Raw genomic sequence first — 22,275 nt, forward strand, 5'->3', positions numbered from 1 at the left:
AACCTGGAAGTAGAGCGAACCTGGAAGAGTTATTATAAAACTCAAAATGTGGATTTGTAAACCTATTTTAGGACTAATAAATATTGTAAACGTATAACAGGATTTATCAATTAAACTGTAAACCTATTTTAGGACAAGACAGCCAGACCAACCGGTGAATCCGCGAGTCCGTACATCGTCTGCGGGCGCAATCCTAATTGAAAACCATATCCGATACCCTTTTGATATACGAACTGCAAACGCTCGTAAGCGAGTTTCTCGTCGGCTGAAAGACCTGAGGGAGCCGGCGCCCCGGAAAATGCCGCGTTGTTAATATCCTCCTGAAATACGCCAGGCATGTTGGTGTGAATAGCCAACAACTCCGGAGGTGCAAGCAGACCTATTTGCTCGGTGATGAGCGCGCCCCAATCGCCGCCTTGTGCTACAAATTTTTTATAGCCAAGGCGCTTCATCAGCACAACCCAGGCACGTGCGATATGTTGAGGGTCCCAGCCGGTAGTAGTTGGCTTGCCCGAAAATCCATAGCCCGGTATGGAAGGAATTACGACATCAAACGCGTCCTCCGCCTTTTCACCATGTGCAGTAGGATTCACAAGCGGATCAATAATCTTCATTTGTTCGATGATGGAACCGGGCCATCCGTGCGTAATGATCATTGGCAACGCGTTTTCGTGTTTCGAACGAACATGAATAAAATGAATGTCGAGTCCATCGATTTCTGTTATAAATTGGGGCAAAGCATTCAGTCTCGATTCCACGTTACGCCAATTATAACTTGTGCCCCAGTATTTTGCCAGTGCCTGAATAGTACCGAGTTGCACACCCTGCGTTTGATCGTCTACGGTTTCTCTTTCGGGCCATTTTGTTACTAAAATGCGGCGTTTTAAATCATCCAGATCGGCCTGCGGAAAGGTAGTCTGGAAGGGGTGGATCAATTCCGCCGATCCTACTTCTTCTAAAGTGTCTGTGATTGTTTCCATTGTTTAAATTTTAAAATTGCTTTCTTAATTTATTTTAGATGTAAACCGTAGTCTATCAACAAATTGGTTAGGCAGACTAAACGGCATTGTAGTATTCAGACTATTTATCAACGGAGTATCCGGCTTAAACCACGTTGATCTCTACATTAATGTTACCGCGTGTGGCTTTTGAATACAGACAGGTTTGGTGACCTGCATCAGCCAGCGCCTGAGCAACTTCACGTTCCAGGCCAGGTAAGCTAATGTTGAGGCGCGCCTGCAGGTGGTAATCCTCCCCGGTTTGGGCCAGGTCCACTTCAGCATCAACGGCGGCATCTGCCGGAAACCTTACCTTCATTTTTGCAGCAGCAATCTTCATCGCACTCATGAAACAGCCCGACCAGCCGGCGGCAAACAACTGCTCAGGATTTGTTCCAGTACCAGGAGTGCCGGGACTGGAAAGTTTAACGTCCAGGCGACCATCAGAGCTAATAGCTGAGCCGCCATCGCGGCCTCCGGTAGTGTGAGTTTTGCCTGTGTACAGTACTTTTGTGAGCTGGGTATCCACTTGTGGATCTTCTGTATGTGTATTTTCCATTGTTTTGATTTTTAATTATATGTATTGTTCAGTTTTCACTTCCACTTTGTGCCAGTTATACTCCGTAGCCCTATAGTTGGCAAGGAACTTCATTGTCGCGAGCGGCACCCCTGCGTTTATCGTTCATAATTGCTTTCTTAAATTTATCCTCCATGTAAACAATATTCAGTTATCAAATTGGTTGAGCGTTCTAAACAGTCTTATGGTATTTAAACCATTTCCCAACAGATTAACGGAGCGAACTAAAAGCCGCACGCATTTCATTAACAAATAGTGTTGGTTGCTCCCATGCAGGAAAATGCCCTCCTTTGTCAAGTTTATTGTAATGAATAAGATTTGGATATGCCTTTTCTACCCAACTGTGTGGCGCCACAAAAAGCTCATCAGGAAAAACACTCACGGCAACGGGGATAGTGATCCCCTTTGGGCTAAAATAGGCCAGCTTATTTTCCCGGTAAAGACGCGCGGCTGAAACAGCAGTATTTGTTAACCAGAAAAGGGTGATGTTATCAAGAATCTCGTCTCGTGTAAGGGATTCATTTTGCCCGGCAAAGGCTCGTGAGATAAGATCTAAACCACGGGCGTCAAAGTCGATTAAAAATGCCGCCATACCAACCGGCGAATCTGCCAACGCGGCCAGTGCTTGGGGGCGCGATGCCATGTAAGAGGCATAATATACATGTTGGTATACAAATACCAATTGCTCATAGGCCTGTTTTTCCTCCCCGGATAACCATGAAGGAGTCGGCACACCTGTAAATGCGGCCTCGTTAAGTTCTGCCGGAACCGCCCCGGGCATGTTTGTATGAATCCCAATCAATTCGGGCGCTGCCTGTACAGCCATCTGTTCTGTGATAAGTGCCCCCCAATCTCCACCCTGTGCCACAAACTTGTTGTAGCCAAGTCGTTTCATCAGCACTACCCAGGCTTTCGCTATACGCTCCGGTCCCCAACCTGTACTTGTTGGCTTGCCAGAAAATCCATAGCCAGGCATCGATGGAAAAACGACATCAAAGGCTTCCTCCGTCATCCCCCCAAACACTTCAGGATCGGTTAAAGGACCGATGATTTTCATCTGGTGAGTTATAGAAGCGGGCCAGCCATGAGTTATAATAATTGGGAGGGCATTTGGATTTTTTGAACGTACATGTATGAAATGAATATCCAATCCATCAATACTGGTTATAAATTGCGGAAGGGCATTTATTTTTGCTTCTATTTTACGCCAGTCGTAGTTTGAAGCCCAATAGCCGGCAAGTGTCTGTAATGTGGCCAGTGGCGTACCCTGCGAAAAATCATCTACTGTTTCTTTTTCAGACCACCTCGTGGCTAAAATACGGCGATGCAGATCATCAAGGTCGGCTTGCGGAAAGTTGAACCGGAAAGGACGGATCAACTCGCCTGATCCCACTTCCTCTAAAGTTGCTGTGCTGGTTTCCATTGTATAGATTTTAAAATTTCTTTCTTACATCTATCCTCCATGTCAACTGTATTCAATTAGCAAATTGATGGCGTATGCTAAACGGTTTTGTAGTAAATTTTAAGGTGTCATTATTTTTTAGCAAAGATATTTATATCATCAACCGGCATCCAGCACCAAATAGGTTAAGTGGACTAAATACCTCCTGAGGTGGACATTTTTAAACTCGAAATTTTTTAACTTTTGCGATGATTATAATTTCCAGAAACGAAATTTACGTATTAATAGCCTCCAGGGAATGAGGGGAATAATTCAAAGAAGATTGTACTTCTTTTTTAAAGGGTGACCTGAAAATTGCCTGTTTTTTTTAAAGACTACCGGTTATCGAGCCAGTGCAAAAAAATACTCACCTTTTCTTTAGGAACCACCAATTTATCGGAGACAGGTATAATTGGATTAACCAATAGTTTCCTTGCAAAATAATGCTCAACATCCTTTATTAACTGAAAGCTTATCAAGTATTGCCTGTTTAACCTAAAAAACTGACTGTTTGCCAAAAGTTTCTGAATCCGGTCCAATGAATAGTTTACAGCATATTCCTGCTGATCGAAGCACACAAGTGCTGATGATTCGCACGTGACATAAAAAAAAGCAATATGATCAACGGGCACTGTGCTATATTTATTTTGCCTGAAAACAAGGAAGCTTGTTTTACCGCTGCGTTTTTCTAACACATCATCAGAATAAGATCCGTCATTTTGTTGGGTGACTTTCATGACTTGCGTTTCCATCTTATTAGGTTTTATTTTTCTTAACCATCCGCCTGCCCAGGTTTATTACATCTTTAATCAGTTAAAGAATAAACTCGGCTACTGCTATCTACCTTGGGGGCCGAAAACCAAATGTCCATGTTATGTGAAATTCTATTCAAAAATAGTAAAACAGTAAACTCCAAGAAAGATTAAAATGATTAAAAACGTAATTGCAGCAAGGTAGTGGCCGGAGTTTACAAACAGTGTACTATCATAACACTTTTTATTAGTTCATAGTAACTTAACTTCATGAATAATTAATGGAGAAAACCTGCTTTATGCGTTAATGATTGCCTGTACGGCAAGCCATTGGCCTATTATTATTTGAGGCGAAATTTTATTGGTAACAAATTCAACAACTTAGCGTCAAAAGGTTATCAATACAACCTGCAAGTTTTACTGAATTTATTATTAAACATTAACCCCATAAAAACAACCTGTCATGACCTCAAAAGAATCATTCTCCCTAAACGGGGATATCCTGCTTAAAAAAGTAAAAGAACTAATTGCCGAAGGCAACATCAGGAAAATAACCATAACAGATCATTCCGGTAAAGAATTGATGACATTTCCTTTGGCCGTAGGTATAGTAGGCATTTTCCTGGCACCAGTATTGGCAGCCGTAGGAGCAGTAGCCGCGCTGATTGGCGAATGTACAATCACCGTTGAACGGGAGGAGCCGGAAGCAGAACAAAAGGACGAATTGTAAATTGCTGTAAATGCAATAGGTTAAATGCATGCAGCGGCAGTTGGAATTTAAAAACAAACATTGCTGCTGTATGCATTTTTATTGATGCTTTCCCCGTCGCTGGCGAACACCTTCCGCGTAAATCCCGCTGGTAAAATTCAACAATATGATGCATTTTTACAATTGCATCAGCACTCCTCTATAGGTTATGGAAATAAGACCGGCCACTCAACAAGATTATGATTCAGTTTGGGAAATATTCTCAAAAGTTATACAAACAGGAGATACGTACGCGTTTGATCCTGAAACTCCGAAAGCTGATTTACAAAAACATTGGTTTGCAAGCCCCATCCAAACCTTTGTTGCCGAAGAGGACCATAAAATATTAGGCACTTATATCATGAAGCCCAACCAGGTGGGACTGGGCAACCACATAGCCAATTGCGGTTATATGGTACATCCTGATGCCAGAGGCAAAGGTATAGGAAGCCTGCTTTGCCGGCACTCTATGCAAATAGCTAAAGAACAAGGGTACAAGGCTATGCAGTTTAACATTGTGGTTTCAACCAATTATGATGCGGTAAAGCTTTGGCAAAAAAATGGCTTTACCATTATTGGCACTACCCCTAATGGTTTCAGGCACCTGCAATTGGGGCTTGTAGATACCTATATCATGTACAAGCCGCTGTAATACACCTTTATGCTTCAAAACTGCATATCGGCCCCCCATTAGCGAAAGTCTTGTGTGGTGGACAGAGTAGTGGCTGACTTGTGTTTAGTACAATACCTTATCTACCAGCAACTGCCGCTTCAATATCTTCCTTAATAAATACCCATTCCTTACCTTTTAAGCAAATGGGATCCAAATCATCATTGGCATCAGCAAAATCCGAGAAATTATTTATGATCAGGCGTTCATCATGTGTCCATTCAAAACGTCGCTTGTGGAGAAGGATCATGGCGGCGACGCTGTATTGACTTAGTAATTCATGCAAATCCCAAAAGTCTTTTTTCCTGCCGCCCCTTTGTACTACATCTATTTTCATGGCAACAATCTCTTCCATAGTTGCCATGCGCACACCATCTTGCAGAAACACATCTTGAAAAAAAGGATCCATGGAATAGTATAAATCCAGTTTGATAGCGTTATCCGGATCAGTTCCAATAAGGTAAGATTTTCCCATGCCCGGATTACCTCCAAACTCACCATCTACATGCCCGAAGCTTTTGTTGAGAAATCTTTCAATAGCGTCAAAATCAACAGAGCCATAATTCGCATCGGTAAAAAGATCTATATCCACTGACATTCGGTGTCCCAAATACAAGCTCAACGCTGTGCCGCCAACAAGTCTGAAGTCTTTAAGTTCTTCAGCCACCATTAATGTCATTAAACAGTGTTTTAAAAGGGCATTTACAGTATTCCAATAGAGCATGTTATTTTGCTTTTACGTGTCCCATTACAGGCAGTGTATTATTTGCAATCCTGGTACTGCCAGTAATAGCCTTAATTTTATCTTTACCGTAGAACCTCAGCATTTCTTTTTTTTCATCATCATTTCCCCGTTCAAACACACGTTGAATAACTGCTTTATACTGCTTTTCCCAATCAATCTTAGTGATATCTGTATCCCAGAACAGCTTTTTTCGAATAACTGAAAGGTCAGGACGTTCCCCTAAATTAGCTTTCTGCTGTTCCTTTTTTATTTCGTAATAAGTCTGAAGCAGAAGCATTGTTCCCTCTTCCAATCCTAAAGCTTTGTCAATTTTTAAAGATAGTGCAGGCGTCAGTCCGCGTTGTCCTTTAGTAATGCTGTTTAACGTTTGAGGATATTCATGTAATGAAAGTGCAAAAGGGCCTTTTTTGAGGTTCCTTTTCTTAAGCTCACGTTCCAGAATAACTCCTGGATGAATGCCCTTATATTTTTCTATTACAGTTTCCATATGACTAATATAAACAAATTTGTTTATAAAATTATAATTATACAAATATGGTTATAAACGAACTATTATCCTCTCAACTTGTTATTAATAGATTCTTAATTGTAGGGTTGTGGAATGTTATAGTGAACCGTTCAACCAAGGTTGGGTGAAGGCCTTTCTAAGAATAATTTTTGTTAAAAGTTCCCCCTTGCAGAAATTATTGATCCAATTGCGTATTCCTTTGATCAGCTGGGATCTTCAAAAAAGCTTTATAACTGGTATCCAGATAAAACACAAGGTTAAAATCGGCACTGAAATAGGTTTTAGCCGATGGGGTATAAAGAACTAAAAAGTCGTCCATATCCTTACCTTTTAAAGGCAGGTACTTGGCTATATTATCGGCATTAAAAACCTTGACTATTTGATCCTGTTGGTCTTGGTTTATTAAAAAATCCTGCTGTTGCTTGCGTTTCTTCTCGTCTTTTTTAAAATACCTTAACCTGAACGTGAGGCCGCCGTCATAATTACCAAGCTTATCGCGATGATACACCACCGTTTGGTTATGAAACTCGGGCGCAGCGAATGAGCCGGCATGTATCGCTTCCGTAGCGGTTACATTTACCTCGTTAAGCATATTATGCTGAGGCGTCAGGAATATTTCAAGAGGTTTATTGCCGGTAAGCAGCACGGTATCCGGTTTATAAAAAGCACCGCTAAACACCAGCAGTTCACCAGCTTTGCCGCCTATAGTAAATGCACCGGTTTTATCCGTAATAACAACCTTATTGTTACCCAGGTTTTCAACCCGTATATTTTGCAGCACCACGCGTGTTTTATTCTCATATACCACACCGCTATGCAAACTTTGCCCCAATGCAACTGCCGAAATTATGCAGCCCGTAAGTAACAAAAACACCCTTTTAAGCATATATAAAAATAAACATAAAATTTAAACTACAATTATACAAAACAGCATTTAACTAAAATTAACAGCTTTGCAATCATATAAAACATCAATGAAAACTCTTTAACATTGAGTGACTGATGGTTGCACTTTATCGCTGACTTATACGCTATAACCAAAGTATAAAAAAAAGGTGCACCCGAAGATGCACCCTTTATAAAAACCATTATTACAAAGCAATAAAATAGTACTTATTTATCATTCATTATTCACCTTTAGTCTCACCGCTCACTATTCCTCCACTCACGCCGCCACCTTCATTAACGCGCTGTAACTTTTTCAACATTTCGCTGCCTATCAGGGCATCTATCATACCGTTGCCGCCGCCGTCTTTGCCGCTTACCAGTATTTCGGGTACTAACTTAATACCATTGCTGGCAAGGGCCTCGGCTACACGTACAATGGCGTATTGTTCGGTACCCATAGCTTCGGTTTTTTGTTTGGTTACTTCGGCTTCGGCCATACCTATGGCTTTTATTTTGGCACCTTCGGCCAAACCATTCACCTCTGTCGCGTTGGCATCGGCCTTGGCGTTTACGGTTTTGGCTTCTGCATCTGCTTTAGCTATCGTGATCCTCACTTCGGCATCAGCCTTAGCGTTAATAGTTTTGGCTTCGGCCTCACCACGTGATGCGGCAACCCTTGAAGCGGCCATCTGGGTATTTATCTCTACCTGGCGGGTCGATTTTACAACCTCTGGCTGCATATCGGCGCCAGCCCTGGCACTTTCAAATTCCTTACGCTCAATTTGCGCATGGCGTTGTATCTCGTAAGTAACTTTTTCCTGTTCGGCTATTTTACGGTCGGTTAAGGTTTTCATTAAAGCTGCAGGTGGCACTATGTCACCTATCAATGTATCCACGCCTACCACGTTGTAAGAGGACAATACTGTACTGATGTGTTCCTTAGCATCATTTTGCCTATCTATACGATTGGCCAAAAAGCCAATCACATCACTCTTTTGCGCCGAGTTACGGAAATAGTTGGCAATAGTTGGTTCCAATACCTGCGATACCAGGTTTTTCATTTTACCAAACCGGGCTATTACTTTCGGAGCCTCGTTACGCGGTACGTGTATGATCTGTGACACATCCAGATTGAATGTAAAACCATCGCTTGATCTTACCGTAATGGTACACAGGTTTTTATCCAGTTCATGCGCTTCGGTACGGCTATCGGCCCAGTTTAATACAATGTTGGTAGTAGGCACAATTTCAACCGCGTGGGTATAAATGTTAACCGGGTGCTTACCGGGGTCAAGTGGCTCGTCCCAAACACCCTTTTGGTTCCGTTTAACAATGTTACCATGCTTAAAGGCATCGCCGCTGGTATCCTTACCTTCTGGCCCAACAAAGGAGTTAACTACACCCACATAACCAATCGGGATGTAGATCATATCTACCTGTTCCACCAATACAAACCATGGGTTAAGGTAATAAGTACCCGCCAAAATTACATCCTCCTGCAAACCCTTACGGCCGCCGGCATTAATAAATGCAATAGGGTCCTGGTAGTTTTTATGGCCTTCAACAGAGTAGCCCGCAATTTCGCCTTTTGCCAAAGGTTCACCATCAAGGGTGGTAATAATACCCACCTTGTTTTCCTGGATCTGCGTAATAGGCACCATCACAATCTCGAACAAAAAGGTATTGATACGGTAACTACCCGGTGTAAGGAAGGCAGCCTGCGGGCCTTTTTGACCATTGTTATCCAAAAACGCTATCGCATCCTGGAACTTATCGCAGTTTACCGGTTTACCCAGCACACGGCCGGTATCAAACGGGGCACCATCCTTTGCCTTTACCAGCCCAAGCTTATTTTGTTCAATAATTGTAAACGACTCCATGGTAATCCCATACTGCCACGGCCACATCCCCCAGTATAAACCCGGCGCAAGTGCTTTAGCCTGCATACCGGCCTCGCCGTTGGTAGCAATGATACGTCCATCGGGCAAGCGCATTTTTCCCGAAAGGGTAAACTTTTTAACCACCAGGCCAATACGGTCATCGGGTACTATCACCATACCAAAAAACACCCGTAAAACAAACTTGTACATTACAAGCACCAAAATTACAGGCACAGCATAAAATAACATCACAATTGATTTGTCCATTTTTTTAAAAGATTTAAATATTTGATTTTTTTAACGGAACCCTTAAGGTGCGGGTCCTCACAATACTTAATAGCATACCTTTTGGAAGGGAGTCCTTGGCTATTTAGTGTCATTTAGACAGTTACGGTTATAGGTTGTTACAACAATTTTAAAAATTATTTTTTGACCGTTGATGGTTTACCACTAATTTATTTTTGCGCTCTAAGTTCGTCTGAACTGGAATTTGTGTAATTAATTGATAGACAGGATTTTCATCCTTTGCTTGTATCATCATCATCGATGTTCAAAAAAATTTTTAATTCCATCCCAACGCGCCGATATATATATACTGCAATCGTACTTGAACGCCTGACTTAACCCCTGCCTCCCATTCTCCGAGAAAGGAACCGCACATTGCCCCTGTCTTTTTTATTTCTTCCTAACACCTATGGTATCCTCACAAGCAACCATTCCCAACTTTCACAACACTACTCATCGTCAATACTTTAACAAGCCGACCAATTCTAAAAAAAACAATTCCCGATCCCAATGGGTTGATATAGCTAATACCTTTCTATATAATATCTAAAGCACAACTATCATGTCCATATTAACATCAAAAAATAAAACAGACGGCTCAAAATCAACAGAAAGCAGCAGACCTGCCAGCAAAGAACTTAAAACCGATTTCCCGATGAGTGAAAAAGACGAGCTAAAAAAAGCCGAAGAACAGATGAGAAAACGCGCAAAAGGCAAGTAGTTTTGTTTTTAATTTTAAAGGCAATTGCATAGCTTGGCTAAAATATTACCTGTCATGATTAAACATAGCATTTTACTATTAGCCGTTGCACTGTTCCTGCTAACATCATGCAAGCCATCGGTTAGCGTTACAACCCTTACCGGCAAATGGAAATACGTAAAGATTGAACACCCCAATGCCAGTCCGCCGGATACTATGAAAAAGGCCGACCTGGATGAGGTTGTCCCTTATATTCAATTTACCCCCGAAATGAAATTCCTGATTGTATGGGGTGGTAAATTCCTGGCGCACGGCAGTTTTACCCTTAATGGCAGCAATATGAACATAACAGAAGTGCTACCCGACGGTAAAACACGCAGTTATGTTTTCACCGTATCGGAGTTAACAGAAAGCAAAATTGTTTTTGAAACCATAGGTGTAGATGGCTCGAAGGTAACTGCGTTACGGGCGAGTAAGTTTTAGTACTGTTGCGGGGAGCGGGGGACGAGTTGCGGGGTTCGGGTTGCGGGGTTGGTGTAGTTAAAGTAAATGAAGTTATGCCCCCCGCTGTTTGTGTCCTCACAAACAGCTTGCACAATTAACATGGTAGCAGCAGTTTCCACCCGCTGTTTGTGTCCTCACAAACAGCTTGCACAATTAACGTGGTAGCAGCAGTTTGTGGGGACACAAACTGCGGGAATAGAACCCAAACCACGGAAATAGCATACCACTTGCAAACTTGCCCGGTATGTTGAATAACTTGTCCTATGGGGTGCCGAAACAAGTTCGGCATGACTCCTTAGGTATTAAAAGTCCCTCGTCCAAAAACTGCGTAACCACTCAACTAAGTTAATCCTTGCTCCTTCGTCCAAAAATCCTTGCTCCAAAAATCTCTAAAAAAAGGTGATATAACTTCCTTAACTTGCACATAGTAATAAACAGTAAACAATGGATGCGGTTAAATTACAGGAACAGGCGGCAAAAAGGCAGGAGCTTTTTATAGCCTTATATCAAAAAGTTTTCCCGGCTGTGGCGAAGTATGTATCCCGCTGCGGCGGATCATTTGATGAGGCTAAGGATGTTTTCCAGGATGCCTTGCTCAGTTACTACGAAAAAACAGCTTCTGCCGGCTTAGCCATAAACAACAGCGATGGTGCCTACATTTACGGCACCGCAAGATACCTGTGGCTCAAACACTATAAAGAGGGCAGCCAAACATCGCCTCTGAATGAAGCTGAGATAGCCAACTCTGCTGCCGAAATTGTATCCATACCCGATGAACATAAGTTGCTTCGTTTTTTAGAAACCGCCGGTAAGCGCTGTATGGAGTTACTCCGCTCCTTTTATTACGATAAATTACCGATGACGGAGGTGGCAGCAACATTCGGTTTTTCGGGCGTGCGCTCGGCAACTGTGCAGAAATACAAATGCATCGAAAAAGTGAGGGAAACGGTTAAACAAAAAGCATTAACGTATGAGGACTTCCTTAAATAACATAGCGCAAACAGAAGCCCACCTGCTCAACAAGCAGCACCCCGGAGATGCGTTGCTGTTTGATGCCAGGCTGTTGCTGGATACTGATCTGCAGGCTAATGTATCAGCCCAAAAACAGATTTATACTTTGGTGCAGCAATATGGCCGCAGGCAGCTAAAACAAGAGATAGAAGCTGTACATCAGCAATTATTCACTCAACCAGAACATCTGAGTTTCAAACAAAAAATAGCCCGCATATTTTTAAACATGTAAGGCAAAGCTTACCACAAAAACAACATTTTCATGAATATCGATAAACAGGAATTCCGCAAATATGCGGTCATGCACCATGCTATTGCTGGTTCGCAGGTAGATAGCTATATCTCAGGGGTCGAAAAAAGTGCCTTGCCTACGGCCATGACGCCGTACATTACCGAAGAGCGCGAAATGCGCGTAGCCCAAATGGATGTATTCTCGCGCCTAATGATGGACCGCATCATTTTCATGGGCCAGGCGGTTGATGATAATGTGGCCAACATTATACAGGCACAGCTACTTTTTCTGCAATCCACCGATGCCAAAAAAGATATCCAGATGTATATCAACTCACCGGGTGGCTCGGTATATGCAGGTTTGGGTATCTATGATACCATGCATTTCATCAGCCCCGATGTGGCAACCATTTGCACGGGGATGGCCCTATCCATGGGCGCAGTGCTGTTATGCGGAGGCGCAGCAGGCAAGCGTGCGGCCTTACGCCATTCCAGGGTGATGCTGCACCAGCCATCTGGCGGCGCGCAGGGTATGGCATCTGATATCGAGATTGCATCCCGCCAGGTACTCAAAATAAAGCAGGAACTATACGAGATCATTGCCAAACATAGCGGCCAGCCTTACGAAAAGGTTTACGAAGTATCAGACCGTGATTACTGGATGATAGCTGACGAGGCTAAGGAATTTGGGATTATTGATGAGGTGTTGATGTAAATAAAACTTTGACGGGGTTTGAAAAATCGGTGCTTTTATATTTAACTTTAATACACCGATTTTTCAATTAAACCTACCGAAATGAACCGTAGCCAATTTATCTCATTATTAGGTATCCCTTTTTTTGCAGGCCTTTTTTCTTCAACAAAAAACAACCCTGTAAAAGATCTTTTAACAGATTGCGACGATCCTATCACCCCGCCCGTACCGGAAGGCCCTTACTATAAAAATGAAAAATTAAATCGTGCAAATATTGTGGAGCGTAAAGCAGGTACGCCGGTAAAATATATTTTCATGGTTGAGGATAAGCATTGCAAACCCATTAAAGGCGCTATTGTAGATATCTGGCAGTGCGATAGTGAAGGTCATTACTCGGATTTTAAAGCAGAAAACACATTAAATGAAACCTGGTTAAGAGGTTACCAGGTAACGGATGACAAGGGTAAATGCGAGTTTACATCCATATTCCCTGGTTGGTATACCAACCGCTTAACGCATCTGCACGCCAAAGTTCACATCAATGGTGAAACAGTGCTTACTACCAACCTATTTTTTGATAAAAAAGTCGAAAATACGATCCACAAACAACCACTATATCCTAAAGGGCCCAACCCCACAACAATTACCGAAGATTACGAATTAAGGGTGGATAAGGACACAAAAAGACACGATACCCTTATCATGAATATAACAGCCAATAAAAAAGGAGAATTAACGGGATATTATAAAGTAAGCGTGGCTTAATGACGTAAACAACATTTTTCGCGTTTTACATCAGTGACTAACTACAACCGCACCTGCCACAGCTTCCACCTTGTTCTTAATAAACCTTCTGCCAATAACCAATACCAGCAAAGCCACTATGGATGATGCGGCCATTACCCCTGCCATCGGCAAAGTGGTTTGGCTTTTTATCAGCGTAACGCCAACAGATGCCAATGAGCCCACAGCCATTTGAAACGCTCCTAAAAGCGCCGAAGCGGAGCCTGCATTTTTAGTAAATGGAGCAAGCGATAGTGCCGATGTATTGGGGCTGCAAATACCTACACAGCATAAAACTCCAAATATCATAACAATTGCGCCCCCCATGCCGAACCAGCCATTAAAGGAACCTATTAAAAACACTACCGAAATAACAACCATACAAATCAAAAATGCATTTACCAGTTGTTCGCTGCTGTATCTCCTCACCAGCATACTGTTTACCTGGCTGGAGCCTATAAACCCAACCGACAGCCCCGCGAAGATCCAGCCAAAGGATTTCTGACTTACTTTAAACACTTCTATAAACACAATGGGCGATGAGGCAACATAGGCAAACAAACCTGCAAATGCAAAGGCACCGCTTATGGCGTAGGTAAAAAATTGCGGATTTTTCATTACTTCCCAAAAGTTGGTGATGATAGGTTTGGGTTTTAGGGAAAATGAGGGATCGGGCTGATAGCTTTCCGGTAAAAAGAATATAACGGCCAGCAATATTAACACGGCTATAATGGTTAAGATTAAAAAGATCACCTGCCACTCAAATGCCGCTGTTATATAGCTGCCCACAGTTGGTGCAACCATGGGCGAAGCCCCAAGCACCAAAATAAGCAAGGCAAATACCTTTGCATTGTCTTTTACCGGGAACAGATCACGTACCATGGTCATGGAGGCCACCCCTGCCGCGCAACTGCCCACCGCCTGGAAAAAACGCATAATGATCAGCATCTCCAGTGAGGTGGAAAAGAAACAGCCTATAGATGTTACGATGTACAGGCATAAACCAAAATATAAAGGCTTTTTGCGCCCGTACCTATCCAGCAAAGGGCCATATAATAACTGCCCGGCAGATATGCCTATAAAAAAGCTGGAAAGAGATAGCGCCACCTGATCAGTACTGGTATGCAGATATTTTGCTATCGCCTTAAAACCAGGCAGGTACATATCTATTGAAAAAGGTCCTAACGCGGTGAGCGAACCTAATATGAGGATTAAAAAAAAGTATCGTTTTTTGGTCATATGCTGTTAGTCGATGATCGATTGACCATGGTCAACGGATTTTAAGGGTATTAAAATTACGGGCCAAAGATACCACTAACAATGGACTATTGCCCATTGCCCCCGACTTAAAAAGTTTCGCCCAGGTTGAGGTTTATGGAGGAGTAGTTGCGGCTTACCCCATAATCGAGGCTAATATTTGTGCCTGCTTTTTTGTTGAATTTAAACCTTAACCCCGAGCCGGCGGCCGGGTGCCAAAAGGTAAATTTCATATTATCGGGCTCGGTAACGGAGTTTACGTTTGCAAATAAAACAAAGCCTAACAAGCCATTGCGGGTAATATCGCGGCGGTATTCTGTTTCAAAATAGGCAAGGCGCTGGCCCCGGTAGCGGTTCTGTTTAAATCCCCGGCCCGATCGCTGGTAAGGCTCCCAACCCAGGCTGGGCAGGTTGAGGTAGGGCGTTCCGGGCGTAAGCGATGTCCAATAGTACGACCAGAATGCCAGCACATTTTTAGGTCCCGAATTGGTTAGCGAAACGTACTTACGCACATCAATATATAATGACTGCCAGTTGGTATTGCTACCCAGCAACCTGGTATTAAACCGGTATGATATATTGGCGTAAGCCCCGGGCAATGGATTGATTGAGTTTTTGCGGGTATCATACAATAAATTCAGCGTAGCCCCGGATGAGAAAACATCCTGGTTTGTAGCTGTGCCATATTTATAATTGGTAAAGTTGCTAAGCGTATTGTCGCCCTGGCTTTCAATATCTACATAGTAATCCAGGTTATAACCTACACCCCCGTAAAAATATGGCTTTATTTTTTTTAGCACTGTTTGGTAAAAACGCACGTAGTTGTAGTTAACCAAAAACTTATGGCCTTCTGGCGCATTGCCACCCAGGCCCCAGGTGAACTGTGGGTAAACCAGCAAACGGGTATCGCCTGTTATGTTCCATTGGTTATTATTAAGCCATATATTTGATCTGATAGGCAAACCATAGCGGCCTTTTAAATTAAAATAAGGCGTAAATACAAAACTGGATAGATTGGTTGTTGCCGGATCGCCAAGATAAAAACCGGCTGTGGTGGAAGTGAACAAAGCCCTCCCGCCGCTTCGCCCGTCTGATGCGGATATGGGTAAAATAGAAAAATAGAACTTCTTTTTCTCAACGGTTGATACCTTTCTGGGCTTAATATTAAACACCGATCTGAAAATATCTATCAGGTCTCTTTGTGCAATAGTATCCGTTTTGCTTTTAAGGGTATCGGCAATGGGAATGGGAATGGCGTTTTGTGCCATCACAACGTAGGGAATTGAACAAAATAATAATACTATAAACGCTTTACCCATTATATATTAAACGGAATACTTAAATATGCTGTTTGGTGTTTTTTAATAATTTACTCAATACTTTAACGAATAATTTGATTGTTAAGCATTTAATGAAACTTATTCCTTATGCCCCCATTTATGCGGTGGAGCCTTAAGATAGCAAGAAAAAGCCCGCGATTGAAATAACCGCAGGCTTATTAAGTTATTTTAACTTTTTTTAACCTTATTGATATTTAACAGTGGTTACAGTAGTGGTTTTACTGTAAGGACGGTGATGCCTTGGATGCGCCCTACGCCATGCAATACGGCGCGCACGTTCCTTTTTCTCTCTGGAACGGCGAATTTCATTACCAACGATGTAACCACCGCCAGCACCAACCGCACCGCCAAGTAATGCGCCGCCAACATTATGCCCTATTAAGCCCCCTGCAACGGCACCGCCGGCGCCGCCTATAATGGCTCCTTTACCCTGATCGCTGATTCCTTTTTTCCTGGTGGTTTGCGCTTGTATGTTTGATGCGAACGTGAGCAGGAACGCAAAACACAAGCAAGCGAATATGATTAACTTTTTCATAACAATGTATCTGATAAGTGTGACAAAATATACAATTGATACCTGTGCAAATAACAAGCCGAAATGAAGTTTGTGATGATCGCTGGGCCCGTTTGGAGCGCCAGGTTGCGATATATTTGAATTTAATCGCAAGAGTTTGCTATAGCCCGCTTAGCTTTTATTTTTAAGTAAAAAACTAATAAACAGACGATTGAACATAAACAATTCAACTCCAATCAAAAAAATCACGCTCTGCTAACAGCGTCCCGGCTATTCGTAGCTGCAAAAATCCCAGCCGCTGCTGCAAATGCATTTTTACTTCAGAAAAGCCAATACTGTATCAGAAAACTGTACACTTTTGCCTGCAATATTATGATCGCCGGGAATGTAAGTTAATTTTGATCCCGGTATGGCTTGCTGAAGCCCTTCTTCAGATCCACCGTCTTTGTCCTCTGTTCCGCAAATTATTTGTACCGGTATTTTCACTTTAGCCAGTTCGGCCTTACTGGTTGATGGCTGGTATTTTTGTTGCAGGGCAAGCGCCGTAACATCAAACAAGGGGTTGCTATGAATGTATTTGATCATGCCATCCACATCGTGAAAAGTAGTATCGCCCATGAGTGCCTTATACGCATGCACACGCCTTGGCCAATCGGGGTTGGTGTATGCGTCGCCCATGCCACCCATTACCAGTTTTTGCACCCTTTTATCTAAAACCAATATACGCGATGCAATGATTGAGCCACGCGAATAACCCACTACATTATATTTTTTGATACCTAAACTACTTACCAGGCCCATAATATCTTTAGCTTCGGCATCATGAGCATACCCGGCGTCGGTATGTGGCTTGTCTGATCGGCCATTGCCACGCTGATCCAGTATGATCACTTTATAGCCGGCGTTCAACAGATCATTAAAAAGCGGACCGTTCTTCCAGCCCTGCCCTGTACCCGAAAACCCATGGATCAGCAAAACGGGAAAACCCTCCCCCTTGACTTCGTAGTAGATCTTAGTGCCATCAAACGAGGTATAATAACTCCCGGCAATACCTTCCTGAGCAAAGCCAACATGGTACATCAGCAGCATCAGCGTTAATATGGCTCCTGCCTTAAATAGCTTTTTCATGGAGATGATTACTTTACAAACTGATTAATGATCAATACACCCACTAAACCGATAACCGAAACCAATGTTTCCATCACCGACCATGATTTAATGGTATCTTTTATACTCAGGTTAAAATATTCCTTATACAGCCAAAATCCAGAATCGTTAACATGTGAGAACGCCAGGCTCCCCGCGCCAATAGAAAGCACCATTAAATTAGGGTTCACATGGTTTTGAAGCACTACCGAAGCTACAATGCCCGCGGCCGTTAATCCAGCAACGGTGGCCGAACCTAAACTAACACGAATTATGGCGGCAATAACCCAGCCCAATATCAGCGGAGGCAGGTTAAATGCCTGCAACTGGGTAGCTATCTGGTTGCTCACGCCGCTGGCAGTTAATACCTCCTTAAAAGCACCCGAACCAGCAATAATGAGCATGATTAGGGAAATATCTTTTATAGCATCCGTATAATTAACGGCCAGCTGGCTCATTTTTTTTCCTTGTTTTATGCCCAAAGTGTAAGTAGCTACCAAAAGCGCTATTAGCATTACAATAGATGGATCACCCAGGAAGGCCACAACCTTTAATAATTCCTTGTTTTTGAAACCCAGGTACGGAAAAAAAGCGGTTAGCATCAATAGCATAACCGGCAGCAAGGCAGTAAAAAAGCTATTGAAGCCACCCGGTAATTTATCAGCAGGTAATTCTTCTGCTCTGAATGTAGCAAGCGGCTCTGATGGTATTTTTTTTAGGAATTGAGCAAACACCGGTCCTGCAAGTATAATTGCCGGGATGGCAATCATTAAGCCATAAATAAAGGTAGTGGCCATATTTGCATGAAACAGCACCACCAGTGCCGATGGTGATGGATGCGGCGGCAAAAAACCATGAGTAACTGATAAGGAAGCCAGCATAGGCAAGCCAATATATACCGCCGGGAGCTTATATTTGTACACTACAGAAAATATGAGTGGTACCATCAGCACAAAGCCGATGCCATAAAACAAGGGTATGCCTATAATAAAACCGGCAGTAACCAGTGCCCATTGAATGTATTTTTGACCAACGGCTTTAACCAATACTTCGGCAATTTTTTGGGCAGCGCCACTCACCGCTACCAATTTACCCAGCATGGCGCCCAGGCAAATAATGATGAGCAATTGACCCATAATATCACCCATCCCTTTCTGTACCGATGCAGTAACCTTGTTTACAGGAATCCCCAACATTAAGCCGGCAGCTATGGAAACAATCAGAAATGCGATAAAGGGATTTAATTTAATCCAGCTCACTAATAAAACAAGCAGAATTATACAAACAAGAATAATTAATAGTGCCATTATATCAAACTGTTATACGTTTAGGACGGGGACTTTACTAAAAAGCAAATGTTAGCGGCCTAAAGTAATAACAATATTTGAGTTTAGGATTTATATGCGTAAACCTTTTACAATACAATATAGATCAGGAAACCATTCCTCCCTATCCCGATTAAGTATAAAAAGCAAAACCGCAGAGTAAAAAAAATCTTTATTTAACAATTTATTAATTAGAACAAAAAATAAATTACTAAAAACCAATTGTAATTACCAATACTTAATTAAAAAATGATTAATTTTGTTTATTGATCTATTAAACAAAATTTTAGCCCAACCATCGCGCTAACTTATTCAGATAATTTATCAGCGTACTTAACTAAATTTTAGCCTTTACACTTTTTCACTGTTTTTTATGTCAAAACGTATTTTAGTTTTAGATGATAACCAGGATATTTTAGAAATTGTTCATGAAACCCTCACGTATGAGCAATTTGAAGTAATCAGCACTTCTGAGAGCGATAAAGTATTGCCTTTGATTGAAGAATTTAATCCCGACCTGGTTATATTAGATTACCGCGTAGCCGGTACAAATGGGGGCGAAATTTGTAAACTCATTAAGCTTAATCCTAAGTTTGCAGATATTCCTGTTATTATTTTTTCTGCTTACGTAAGTAATACAGACCAGCTGCTAAATTATGGCTGTGATGGCATCATTAATAAACCCTTTGATCTTATTGAACTTGTTGAAAAGGTTAATAGCCTGATTAAATAATATTTAAAGCATCCTAAGCTCAGTTTCCAGCCCATAACTGTGGGGCATAAAACTACATCCAGGTTTATCAAATTACCTCCCTTCTCCAGGGAAAATCGATAACTATTAAAAAAACTGGTATAAAAGCCTCCCTTATTAAGAATATCTCAATTTTATTAGCCAATAATCAAAATCACATAATAATTTATACTGATAGTTAAGATATTAGCAATTTTAATATCTTTGTTTAACAGATTTTTAAACAGATTAGTAAATACAATAAACCCCTGATTGTATTATGGTTGTACCGATAAATTCTCATGAAAGCGTCAGCGCGGGGCCCAAAAAGCTCCCTATATGTCCCAAATGCAAAATAGAACTCGACAATCGGGTTCCGAGAGGTTTCTTTGTAAAACACCTGTTATTCTTTCTTCCTACAAAAAGATACATTTGCTATAGATGCCAGCGTAAACGATATGTATTTGTTTAATTAATTGTTAAATAATTAAACTACCAAAATACTATACTAACGTATTCGTATTTTTTTTTTAACTTTTACATCCGTTATAATTGGGATATCGTAATTTGGTAGCCCCGCCTATTTTTATAAAAGGCAGGCACTATAAAACAATGTCGAGAAAAGTATATTATTGCGGAAAATGCGGAAAGCAATTCCATTTCCAAATGCACAGAAGCTGGTTCGCCAAAAATATTTTATTTTTTTTACCTATCAGAAAATACTTTTGTGCAGGTTGCAAAAAATCAAGCTATGTGTTTACCGGGCATAACGAATAATCAGTTAAACTGCAGCTTTGCAGCAATTTCCACCACATTAGTGTAGTATTTTTTTTTATTGTTGACCTTTTTTAAGGAAATATTTGAAATTATTAAAAAGTTATTACACTATTCCAACAAAAAAAAGTTTGTAATTACCTTATTATTCTCATTTTAAGTACCACTGCATAAACTTGGTATAACATTTGCTTCTATTATCATGATGCGTTTTATTAACTAATAAGCACACCATTTAATAGAATACATAATCAATATTACCATGAGAAGGATATTAGCGGTGGACGACGACAACGATATATTAGAGGTTTTAAAATATATACTTGAAGATTCTGGCTATGAGGTGGAAACACTATCAAACGGGTACAACCTGTTTAACACGATAAGAGAACATCAGCCAGATTTGATACTGCTGGATATTATGCTTGGCGGTTTAGATGGGCGCGACCTATGCAAACACCTTAAGGCCGGTAAAGAAACGCATGATATCCCTGTTATCCTGGTTTCTGCAAGCCATTATGTTTCCTCCAGTTCATTAAATCAAGAAGGATGCCCCGATGATTTTATAGCTAAGCCCTTTGATATTGATGTTTTACTGCGCAGTGTTAAAAGACAGTTGGATTTAGCAGCTTAAATAAATTCATTATACAAAACAAAAAAGCAGGTGCAATTTGCAGCCTGCTTTTTTGTTTTATAAAACCTGCATTTAAATATTAACATCAAACGCCTTATCCCTTTTGGCACGGTTACGCAATTTAAAAAACACTACAAGGTTTAAGAAGTGCATCGCTCCTAATATCAGGATGATCCATCCTAATTTGTAGCTCAATACCTCAACCACTACCTGGGTATTGGGTATACCCCCGGTTTCTTTGAGGGCCAAACTCATATAGCCTATATTGATAAGATAGAAACCAACTACTAATAGTTTGTTTACAGAATCGGCCAGCTCATTATTGCCGTGAAAAATATCTACCAGGAAAATGCGCCCGTTTTTAAATAATACCCTGGCAACCCATACTGTTAATGCAATGCTCACCAACAGGTAAACAAGATAAGTTAAAATAAAGTAGTTCATGATTGTGTGATTTTTATTATATATAAATTATTGAATTTCCAGGAAAAATTGAAATATTAAATCAAAAAAATATTACTTGAATATTTTAAATATCGATCCAAAAAACCAGCTCTCTTCGGCTTTCAACATGGTCTCCAGGGTCTTGTTCACGTTTTTTGCCAGCTTATTAATATCCGCAACAGATGTTTTAAAAGTTTTATAGGCCGGATCTTTTTCATCCCCTTTAACCTCTGATAATTGCGACAGTATTTTTAAAACGGGATCAAGCTCCCGTTTTTTACGCTCTTCGGCTACCCGGCGTGCAATTGCCCAGGTGTCTTTTTCAGCGTAAAAAAACTCCTTGCGCTCACCTGTTTTATGTTGTTTTTCAACCAGGCCCCAGTCAATCAGGTCGCGCAGGGTCATATTGGCATTACCACGGGATATACTCAATTCGGCCATCACCTCCTCAGTAGTTAAAGCCTCCGGCGAAACCAGCAGCAAAGCATGCACCTGGGCCATAGTACGGTTTATCCCCCACTCCGATCCCAACTTACCCCAGGCCTCAATAAACTTAAGCTTTCCTTCTGCCAATTCCATGTACAAATATAACGAAGTTTTTAAACTTTCAAAAATAAATGAAAATTAAAATTGTAGCAAGTAGTTAGTAGCAAAACTTTTCAAAACATATCTGGATAGTAGCACTCTAAAACCTCA

Annotated in this window: 25 protein-coding genes; 10 read left to right on the forward strand and 15 right to left on the reverse strand. The window is 41.4% G+C overall.

From position 1 onward, the window contains the following. Positions 1-128: 128 nt before the first annotated feature. The 4 genes from Q0R88_RS14565 to Q0R88_RS14580 form a co-directional block, all read right to left on the reverse strand. A complete protein-coding gene (locus Q0R88_RS14565; RefSeq protein WP_295717266.1) occupies positions 129-980 on the reverse strand; it encodes an epoxide hydrolase in 852 nt (283 codons plus the stop codon). Between the two features lie 124 nt (positions 981-1,104). Continuing rightward, positions 1,105-1,557: an organic hydroperoxide resistance protein gene (locus Q0R88_RS14570; RefSeq protein WP_295717270.1), complete on the reverse strand. Its 453-nt coding sequence runs from the start codon at positions 1,555-1,557 to the stop codon at positions 1,105-1,107. Positions 1,558-1,786: 229 nt separating this feature from the next. Beyond that, positions 1,787-2,998: an epoxide hydrolase family protein gene (locus Q0R88_RS14575; RefSeq protein WP_295717271.1), complete on the reverse strand. Its 1,212-nt coding sequence runs from the start codon at positions 2,996-2,998 to the stop codon at positions 1,787-1,789. Positions 2,999-3,351: 353 nt separating this feature from the next. Continuing rightward, positions 3,352-3,768: a LytTR family DNA-binding domain-containing protein gene (locus tag Q0R88_RS14580; protein WP_295717273.1), complete on the reverse strand. Its 417-nt coding sequence runs from the start codon at positions 3,766-3,768 to the stop codon at positions 3,352-3,354. A gap of 463 nt (positions 3,769-4,231) precedes the next feature. Here Q0R88_RS14580 and Q0R88_RS14585 point away from each other — a divergent pair, with 463 nt between their 5' ends. Continuing rightward, entirely contained in the window at positions 4,232-4,498 is a 267-nt protein-coding gene (locus Q0R88_RS14585) for a DUF4342 domain-containing protein (protein WP_295717275.1), read from the forward strand. Between the two features lie 187 nt (positions 4,499-4,685). Further along, entirely contained in the window at positions 4,686-5,168 is a 483-nt protein-coding gene (locus tag Q0R88_RS14590; protein ID WP_295717277.1) for a GNAT family N-acetyltransferase, read from the forward strand. A 97-nt stretch (positions 5,169-5,265) separates the two neighbouring features. Here Q0R88_RS14590 and Q0R88_RS14595 read toward each other — a convergent pair whose 3' ends face one another. From Q0R88_RS14595 to Q0R88_RS14610, 4 genes are all read right to left on the reverse strand, one after another. Continuing rightward, complete coding sequence (locus tag Q0R88_RS14595; protein ID WP_295717279.1) at positions 5,266-5,910, reverse strand: nucleotidyl transferase AbiEii/AbiGii toxin family protein; 645 nt, start codon at positions 5,908-5,910, stop codon at positions 5,266-5,268. Position 5,911: 1 nt separating this feature from the next. Further along, positions 5,912-6,418, reverse strand: a complete 507-nt coding sequence (locus tag Q0R88_RS14600) for a plasmid maintenance system antidote protein (RefSeq protein WP_295717281.1) — start codon at positions 6,416-6,418, stop codon at positions 5,912-5,914. 196 nt (positions 6,419-6,614) lie between these two features. Continuing rightward, positions 6,615-7,325, reverse strand: coding sequence for a hypothetical protein (locus Q0R88_RS14605; protein ID WP_295717282.1), 711 nt, complete (start codon positions 7,323-7,325; stop codon positions 6,615-6,617). A gap of 241 nt (positions 7,326-7,566) precedes the next feature. Continuing rightward, positions 7,567-9,474 carry an SPFH domain-containing protein gene (locus Q0R88_RS14610; RefSeq protein WP_295717283.1) on the reverse strand — a complete coding sequence of 636 codons (1,908 nt, stop codon included), beginning with the start codon at positions 9,472-9,474 and terminating at the stop codon, positions 7,567-7,569. A gap of 580 nt (positions 9,475-10,054) precedes the next feature. Between Q0R88_RS14610 and Q0R88_RS14615 the strand changes: the two genes are divergently transcribed. The 6 genes from Q0R88_RS14615 (at position 10,055) to Q0R88_RS14640 (ending at position 13,397) form a co-directional block, all read left to right on the forward strand. Further along, the gene (locus tag Q0R88_RS14615) at positions 10,055-10,213 is read left to right on the forward strand and encodes a hypothetical protein (RefSeq protein WP_295717286.1); all 159 of its coding nucleotides are present in this window, start codon (positions 10,055-10,057) and stop codon (positions 10,211-10,213) included. Positions 10,214-10,267: 54 nt separating this feature from the next. Beyond that, positions 10,268-10,675, forward strand: a complete 408-nt coding sequence (locus Q0R88_RS14620) for a hypothetical protein (protein WP_295717287.1) — start codon at positions 10,268-10,270, stop codon at positions 10,673-10,675. Positions 10,676-11,140: 465 nt separating this feature from the next. Further along, complete coding sequence (locus Q0R88_RS14625; RefSeq protein ID WP_295717288.1) at positions 11,141-11,686, forward strand: sigma-70 family RNA polymerase sigma factor; 546 nt, start codon at positions 11,141-11,143, stop codon at positions 11,684-11,686. Beyond that, on the forward strand, positions 11,667-11,939 hold the full coding sequence (locus Q0R88_RS14630) for a hypothetical protein (protein ID WP_295717289.1): 273 nt from the start codon (positions 11,667-11,669) through the stop codon (positions 11,937-11,939). The genes Q0R88_RS14625 and Q0R88_RS14630 overlap by 20 nt, the downstream gene beginning before the upstream one ends. Positions 11,940-11,969: 30 nt before the next feature. Then, positions 11,970-12,653, forward strand: a complete 684-nt coding sequence (locus Q0R88_RS14635; RefSeq protein ID WP_295717290.1) for an ATP-dependent Clp protease proteolytic subunit — start codon at positions 11,970-11,972, stop codon at positions 12,651-12,653. An 81-nt stretch (positions 12,654-12,734) separates the two neighbouring features. Continuing rightward, positions 12,735-13,397, forward strand: coding sequence for a hypothetical protein (locus tag Q0R88_RS14640; RefSeq protein WP_295717292.1), 663 nt, complete (start codon positions 12,735-12,737; stop codon positions 13,395-13,397). Positions 13,398-13,427: 30 nt separating this feature from the next. Here Q0R88_RS14640 and Q0R88_RS14645 read toward each other — a convergent pair whose 3' ends face one another. The 5 genes from Q0R88_RS14645 to Q0R88_RS14665 form a co-directional block, all read right to left on the reverse strand. Further along, positions 13,428-14,654, reverse strand: a complete 1,227-nt coding sequence (locus Q0R88_RS14645) for a multidrug effflux MFS transporter (RefSeq protein ID WP_295717294.1) — start codon at positions 14,652-14,654, stop codon at positions 13,428-13,430. A gap of 107 nt (positions 14,655-14,761) precedes the next feature. Further along, complete coding sequence (locus Q0R88_RS14650) at positions 14,762-15,940, reverse strand: hypothetical protein (protein WP_295717297.1); 1,179 nt, start codon at positions 15,938-15,940, stop codon at positions 14,762-14,764. Between the two features lie 256 nt (positions 15,941-16,196). Further along, on the reverse strand, positions 16,197-16,547 hold the full coding sequence (locus tag Q0R88_RS14655) for a hypothetical protein (RefSeq protein ID WP_295717298.1): 351 nt from the start codon (positions 16,545-16,547) through the stop codon (positions 16,197-16,199). Between the two features lie 294 nt (positions 16,548-16,841). Next, on the reverse strand, positions 16,842-17,654 hold the full coding sequence (locus tag Q0R88_RS14660) for an alpha/beta hydrolase (protein ID WP_295717299.1): 813 nt from the start codon (positions 17,652-17,654) through the stop codon (positions 16,842-16,844). Positions 17,655-17,662: 8 nt separating this feature from the next. Continuing rightward, complete coding sequence (locus Q0R88_RS14665; RefSeq protein WP_295717300.1) at positions 17,663-18,979, reverse strand: gluconate:H+ symporter; 1,317 nt, start codon at positions 18,977-18,979, stop codon at positions 17,663-17,665. A 391-nt stretch (positions 18,980-19,370) separates the two neighbouring features. On the opposite strand from Q0R88_RS14665, the gene Q0R88_RS14670 reads away from it, so the two are divergent. Both Q0R88_RS14670 and Q0R88_RS14675 read left to right on the forward strand, forming a co-directional pair. After that, positions 19,371-19,730 carry a response regulator gene (locus Q0R88_RS14670; protein WP_295717301.1) on the forward strand — a complete coding sequence of 120 codons (360 nt, stop codon included), beginning with the start codon at positions 19,371-19,373 and terminating at the stop codon, positions 19,728-19,730. Between the two features lie 1,033 nt (positions 19,731-20,763). Further along, positions 20,764-21,135 (forward strand): response regulator, encoded by a 372-nt coding sequence (locus Q0R88_RS14675; protein ID WP_295717302.1) that lies wholly within the window; start codon positions 20,764-20,766, stop codon positions 21,133-21,135. Positions 21,136-21,207: 72 nt separating this feature from the next. On the opposite strand, the gene Q0R88_RS14680 is transcribed toward Q0R88_RS14675, so the two are convergent. Together Q0R88_RS14680 and Q0R88_RS14685 are read right to left on the reverse strand one after the other, a co-directional pair. Beyond that, a complete protein-coding gene (locus tag Q0R88_RS14680; protein WP_295717303.1) occupies positions 21,208-21,579 on the reverse strand; it encodes a hypothetical protein in 372 nt (123 codons plus the stop codon). Positions 21,580-21,651: 72 nt separating this feature from the next. After that, the gene (locus Q0R88_RS14685; protein ID WP_295717305.1) at positions 21,652-22,158 is read right to left on the reverse strand and encodes a MarR family transcriptional regulator; all 507 of its coding nucleotides are present in this window, start codon (positions 22,156-22,158) and stop codon (positions 21,652-21,654) included. Positions 22,159-22,275: the final 117 nt, after the last annotated feature.

The organism is Mucilaginibacter sp. (assembly GCF_025362475.1).
Lineage (GTDB): Bacteria > Bacteroidota > Bacteroidia > Sphingobacteriales > Sphingobacteriaceae > Mucilaginibacter.

What these genes read in the sequence shown, in the direction of transcription:
- Q0R88_RS14565 (WP_295717266.1), bottom strand. Translation starts at nt 980, where the DNA reads ATGGAAACAATCACAGACACTTTAGAAGAAGTAGGATCGGCGGAATTG.
- Q0R88_RS14570 (WP_295717270.1), bottom strand. Translation starts at nt 1,557, where the DNA reads ATGGAAAATACACATACAGAAGATCCACAAGTGGATACCCAGCTCACA.
- Q0R88_RS14575 (WP_295717271.1), bottom strand. Translation starts at nt 2,998, where the DNA reads ATGGAAACCAGCACAGCAACTTTAGAGGAAGTGGGATCAGGCGAGTTG.
- Q0R88_RS14580 (WP_295717273.1), bottom strand. Translation starts at nt 3,768, where the DNA reads ATGGAAACGCAAGTCATGAAAGTCACCCAACAAAATGACGGATCTTAT.
- Q0R88_RS14585 (WP_295717275.1), top strand. Translation starts at nt 4,232, where the DNA reads ATGACCTCAAAAGAATCATTCTCCCTAAACGGGGATATCCTGCTTAAA.
- Q0R88_RS14590 (WP_295717277.1), top strand. Translation starts at nt 4,686, where the DNA reads ATGGAAATAAGACCGGCCACTCAACAAGATTATGATTCAGTTTGGGAA.
- Q0R88_RS14595 (WP_295717279.1), bottom strand. Translation starts at nt 5,910, where the DNA reads ATGCTCTATTGGAATACTGTAAATGCCCTTTTAAAACACTGTTTAATG.
- Q0R88_RS14600 (WP_295717281.1), bottom strand. Translation starts at nt 6,418, where the DNA reads ATGGAAACTGTAATAGAAAAATATAAGGGCATTCATCCAGGAGTTATT.
- Q0R88_RS14605 (WP_295717282.1), bottom strand. Translation starts at nt 7,325, where the DNA reads ATGCTTAAAAGGGTGTTTTTGTTACTTACGGGCTGCATAATTTCGGCA.
- Q0R88_RS14610 (WP_295717283.1), bottom strand. Translation starts at nt 9,474, where the DNA reads ATGGACAAATCAATTGTGATGTTATTTTATGCTGTGCCTGTAATTTTG.
- Q0R88_RS14615 (WP_295717286.1), top strand. Translation starts at nt 10,055, where the DNA reads ATGTCCATATTAACATCAAAAAATAAAACAGACGGCTCAAAATCAACA.
- Q0R88_RS14620 (WP_295717287.1), top strand. Translation starts at nt 10,268, where the DNA reads ATGATTAAACATAGCATTTTACTATTAGCCGTTGCACTGTTCCTGCTA.
- Q0R88_RS14625 (WP_295717288.1), top strand. Translation starts at nt 11,141, where the DNA reads ATGGATGCGGTTAAATTACAGGAACAGGCGGCAAAAAGGCAGGAGCTT.
- Q0R88_RS14630 (WP_295717289.1), top strand. Translation starts at nt 11,667, where the DNA reads ATGAGGACTTCCTTAAATAACATAGCGCAAACAGAAGCCCACCTGCTC.
- Q0R88_RS14635 (WP_295717290.1), top strand. Translation starts at nt 11,970, where the DNA reads ATGAATATCGATAAACAGGAATTCCGCAAATATGCGGTCATGCACCAT.
- Q0R88_RS14640 (WP_295717292.1), top strand. Translation starts at nt 12,735, where the DNA reads ATGAACCGTAGCCAATTTATCTCATTATTAGGTATCCCTTTTTTTGCA.
- Q0R88_RS14645 (WP_295717294.1), bottom strand. Translation starts at nt 14,654, where the DNA reads ATGACCAAAAAACGATACTTTTTTTTAATCCTCATATTAGGTTCGCTC.
- Q0R88_RS14650 (WP_295717297.1), bottom strand. Translation starts at nt 15,940, where the DNA reads ATGGCACAAAACGCCATTCCCATTCCCATTGCCGATACCCTTAAAAGC.
- Q0R88_RS14655 (WP_295717298.1), bottom strand. Translation starts at nt 16,547, where the DNA reads ATGAAAAAGTTAATCATATTCGCTTGCTTGTGTTTTGCGTTCCTGCTC.
- Q0R88_RS14660 (WP_295717299.1), bottom strand. Translation starts at nt 17,654, where the DNA reads ATGAAAAAGCTATTTAAGGCAGGAGCCATATTAACGCTGATGCTGCTG.
- Q0R88_RS14665 (WP_295717300.1), bottom strand. Translation starts at nt 18,979, where the DNA reads ATGGCACTATTAATTATTCTTGTTTGTATAATTCTGCTTGTTTTATTA.
- Q0R88_RS14670 (WP_295717301.1), top strand. Translation starts at nt 19,371, where the DNA reads ATGTCAAAACGTATTTTAGTTTTAGATGATAACCAGGATATTTTAGAA.
- Q0R88_RS14675 (WP_295717302.1), top strand. Translation starts at nt 20,764, where the DNA reads ATGAGAAGGATATTAGCGGTGGACGACGACAACGATATATTAGAGGTT.
- Q0R88_RS14680 (WP_295717303.1), bottom strand. Translation starts at nt 21,579, where the DNA reads ATGAACTACTTTATTTTAACTTATCTTGTTTACCTGTTGGTGAGCATT.
- Q0R88_RS14685 (WP_295717305.1), bottom strand. Translation starts at nt 22,158, where the DNA reads ATGGAATTGGCAGAAGGAAAGCTTAAGTTTATTGAGGCCTGGGGTAAG.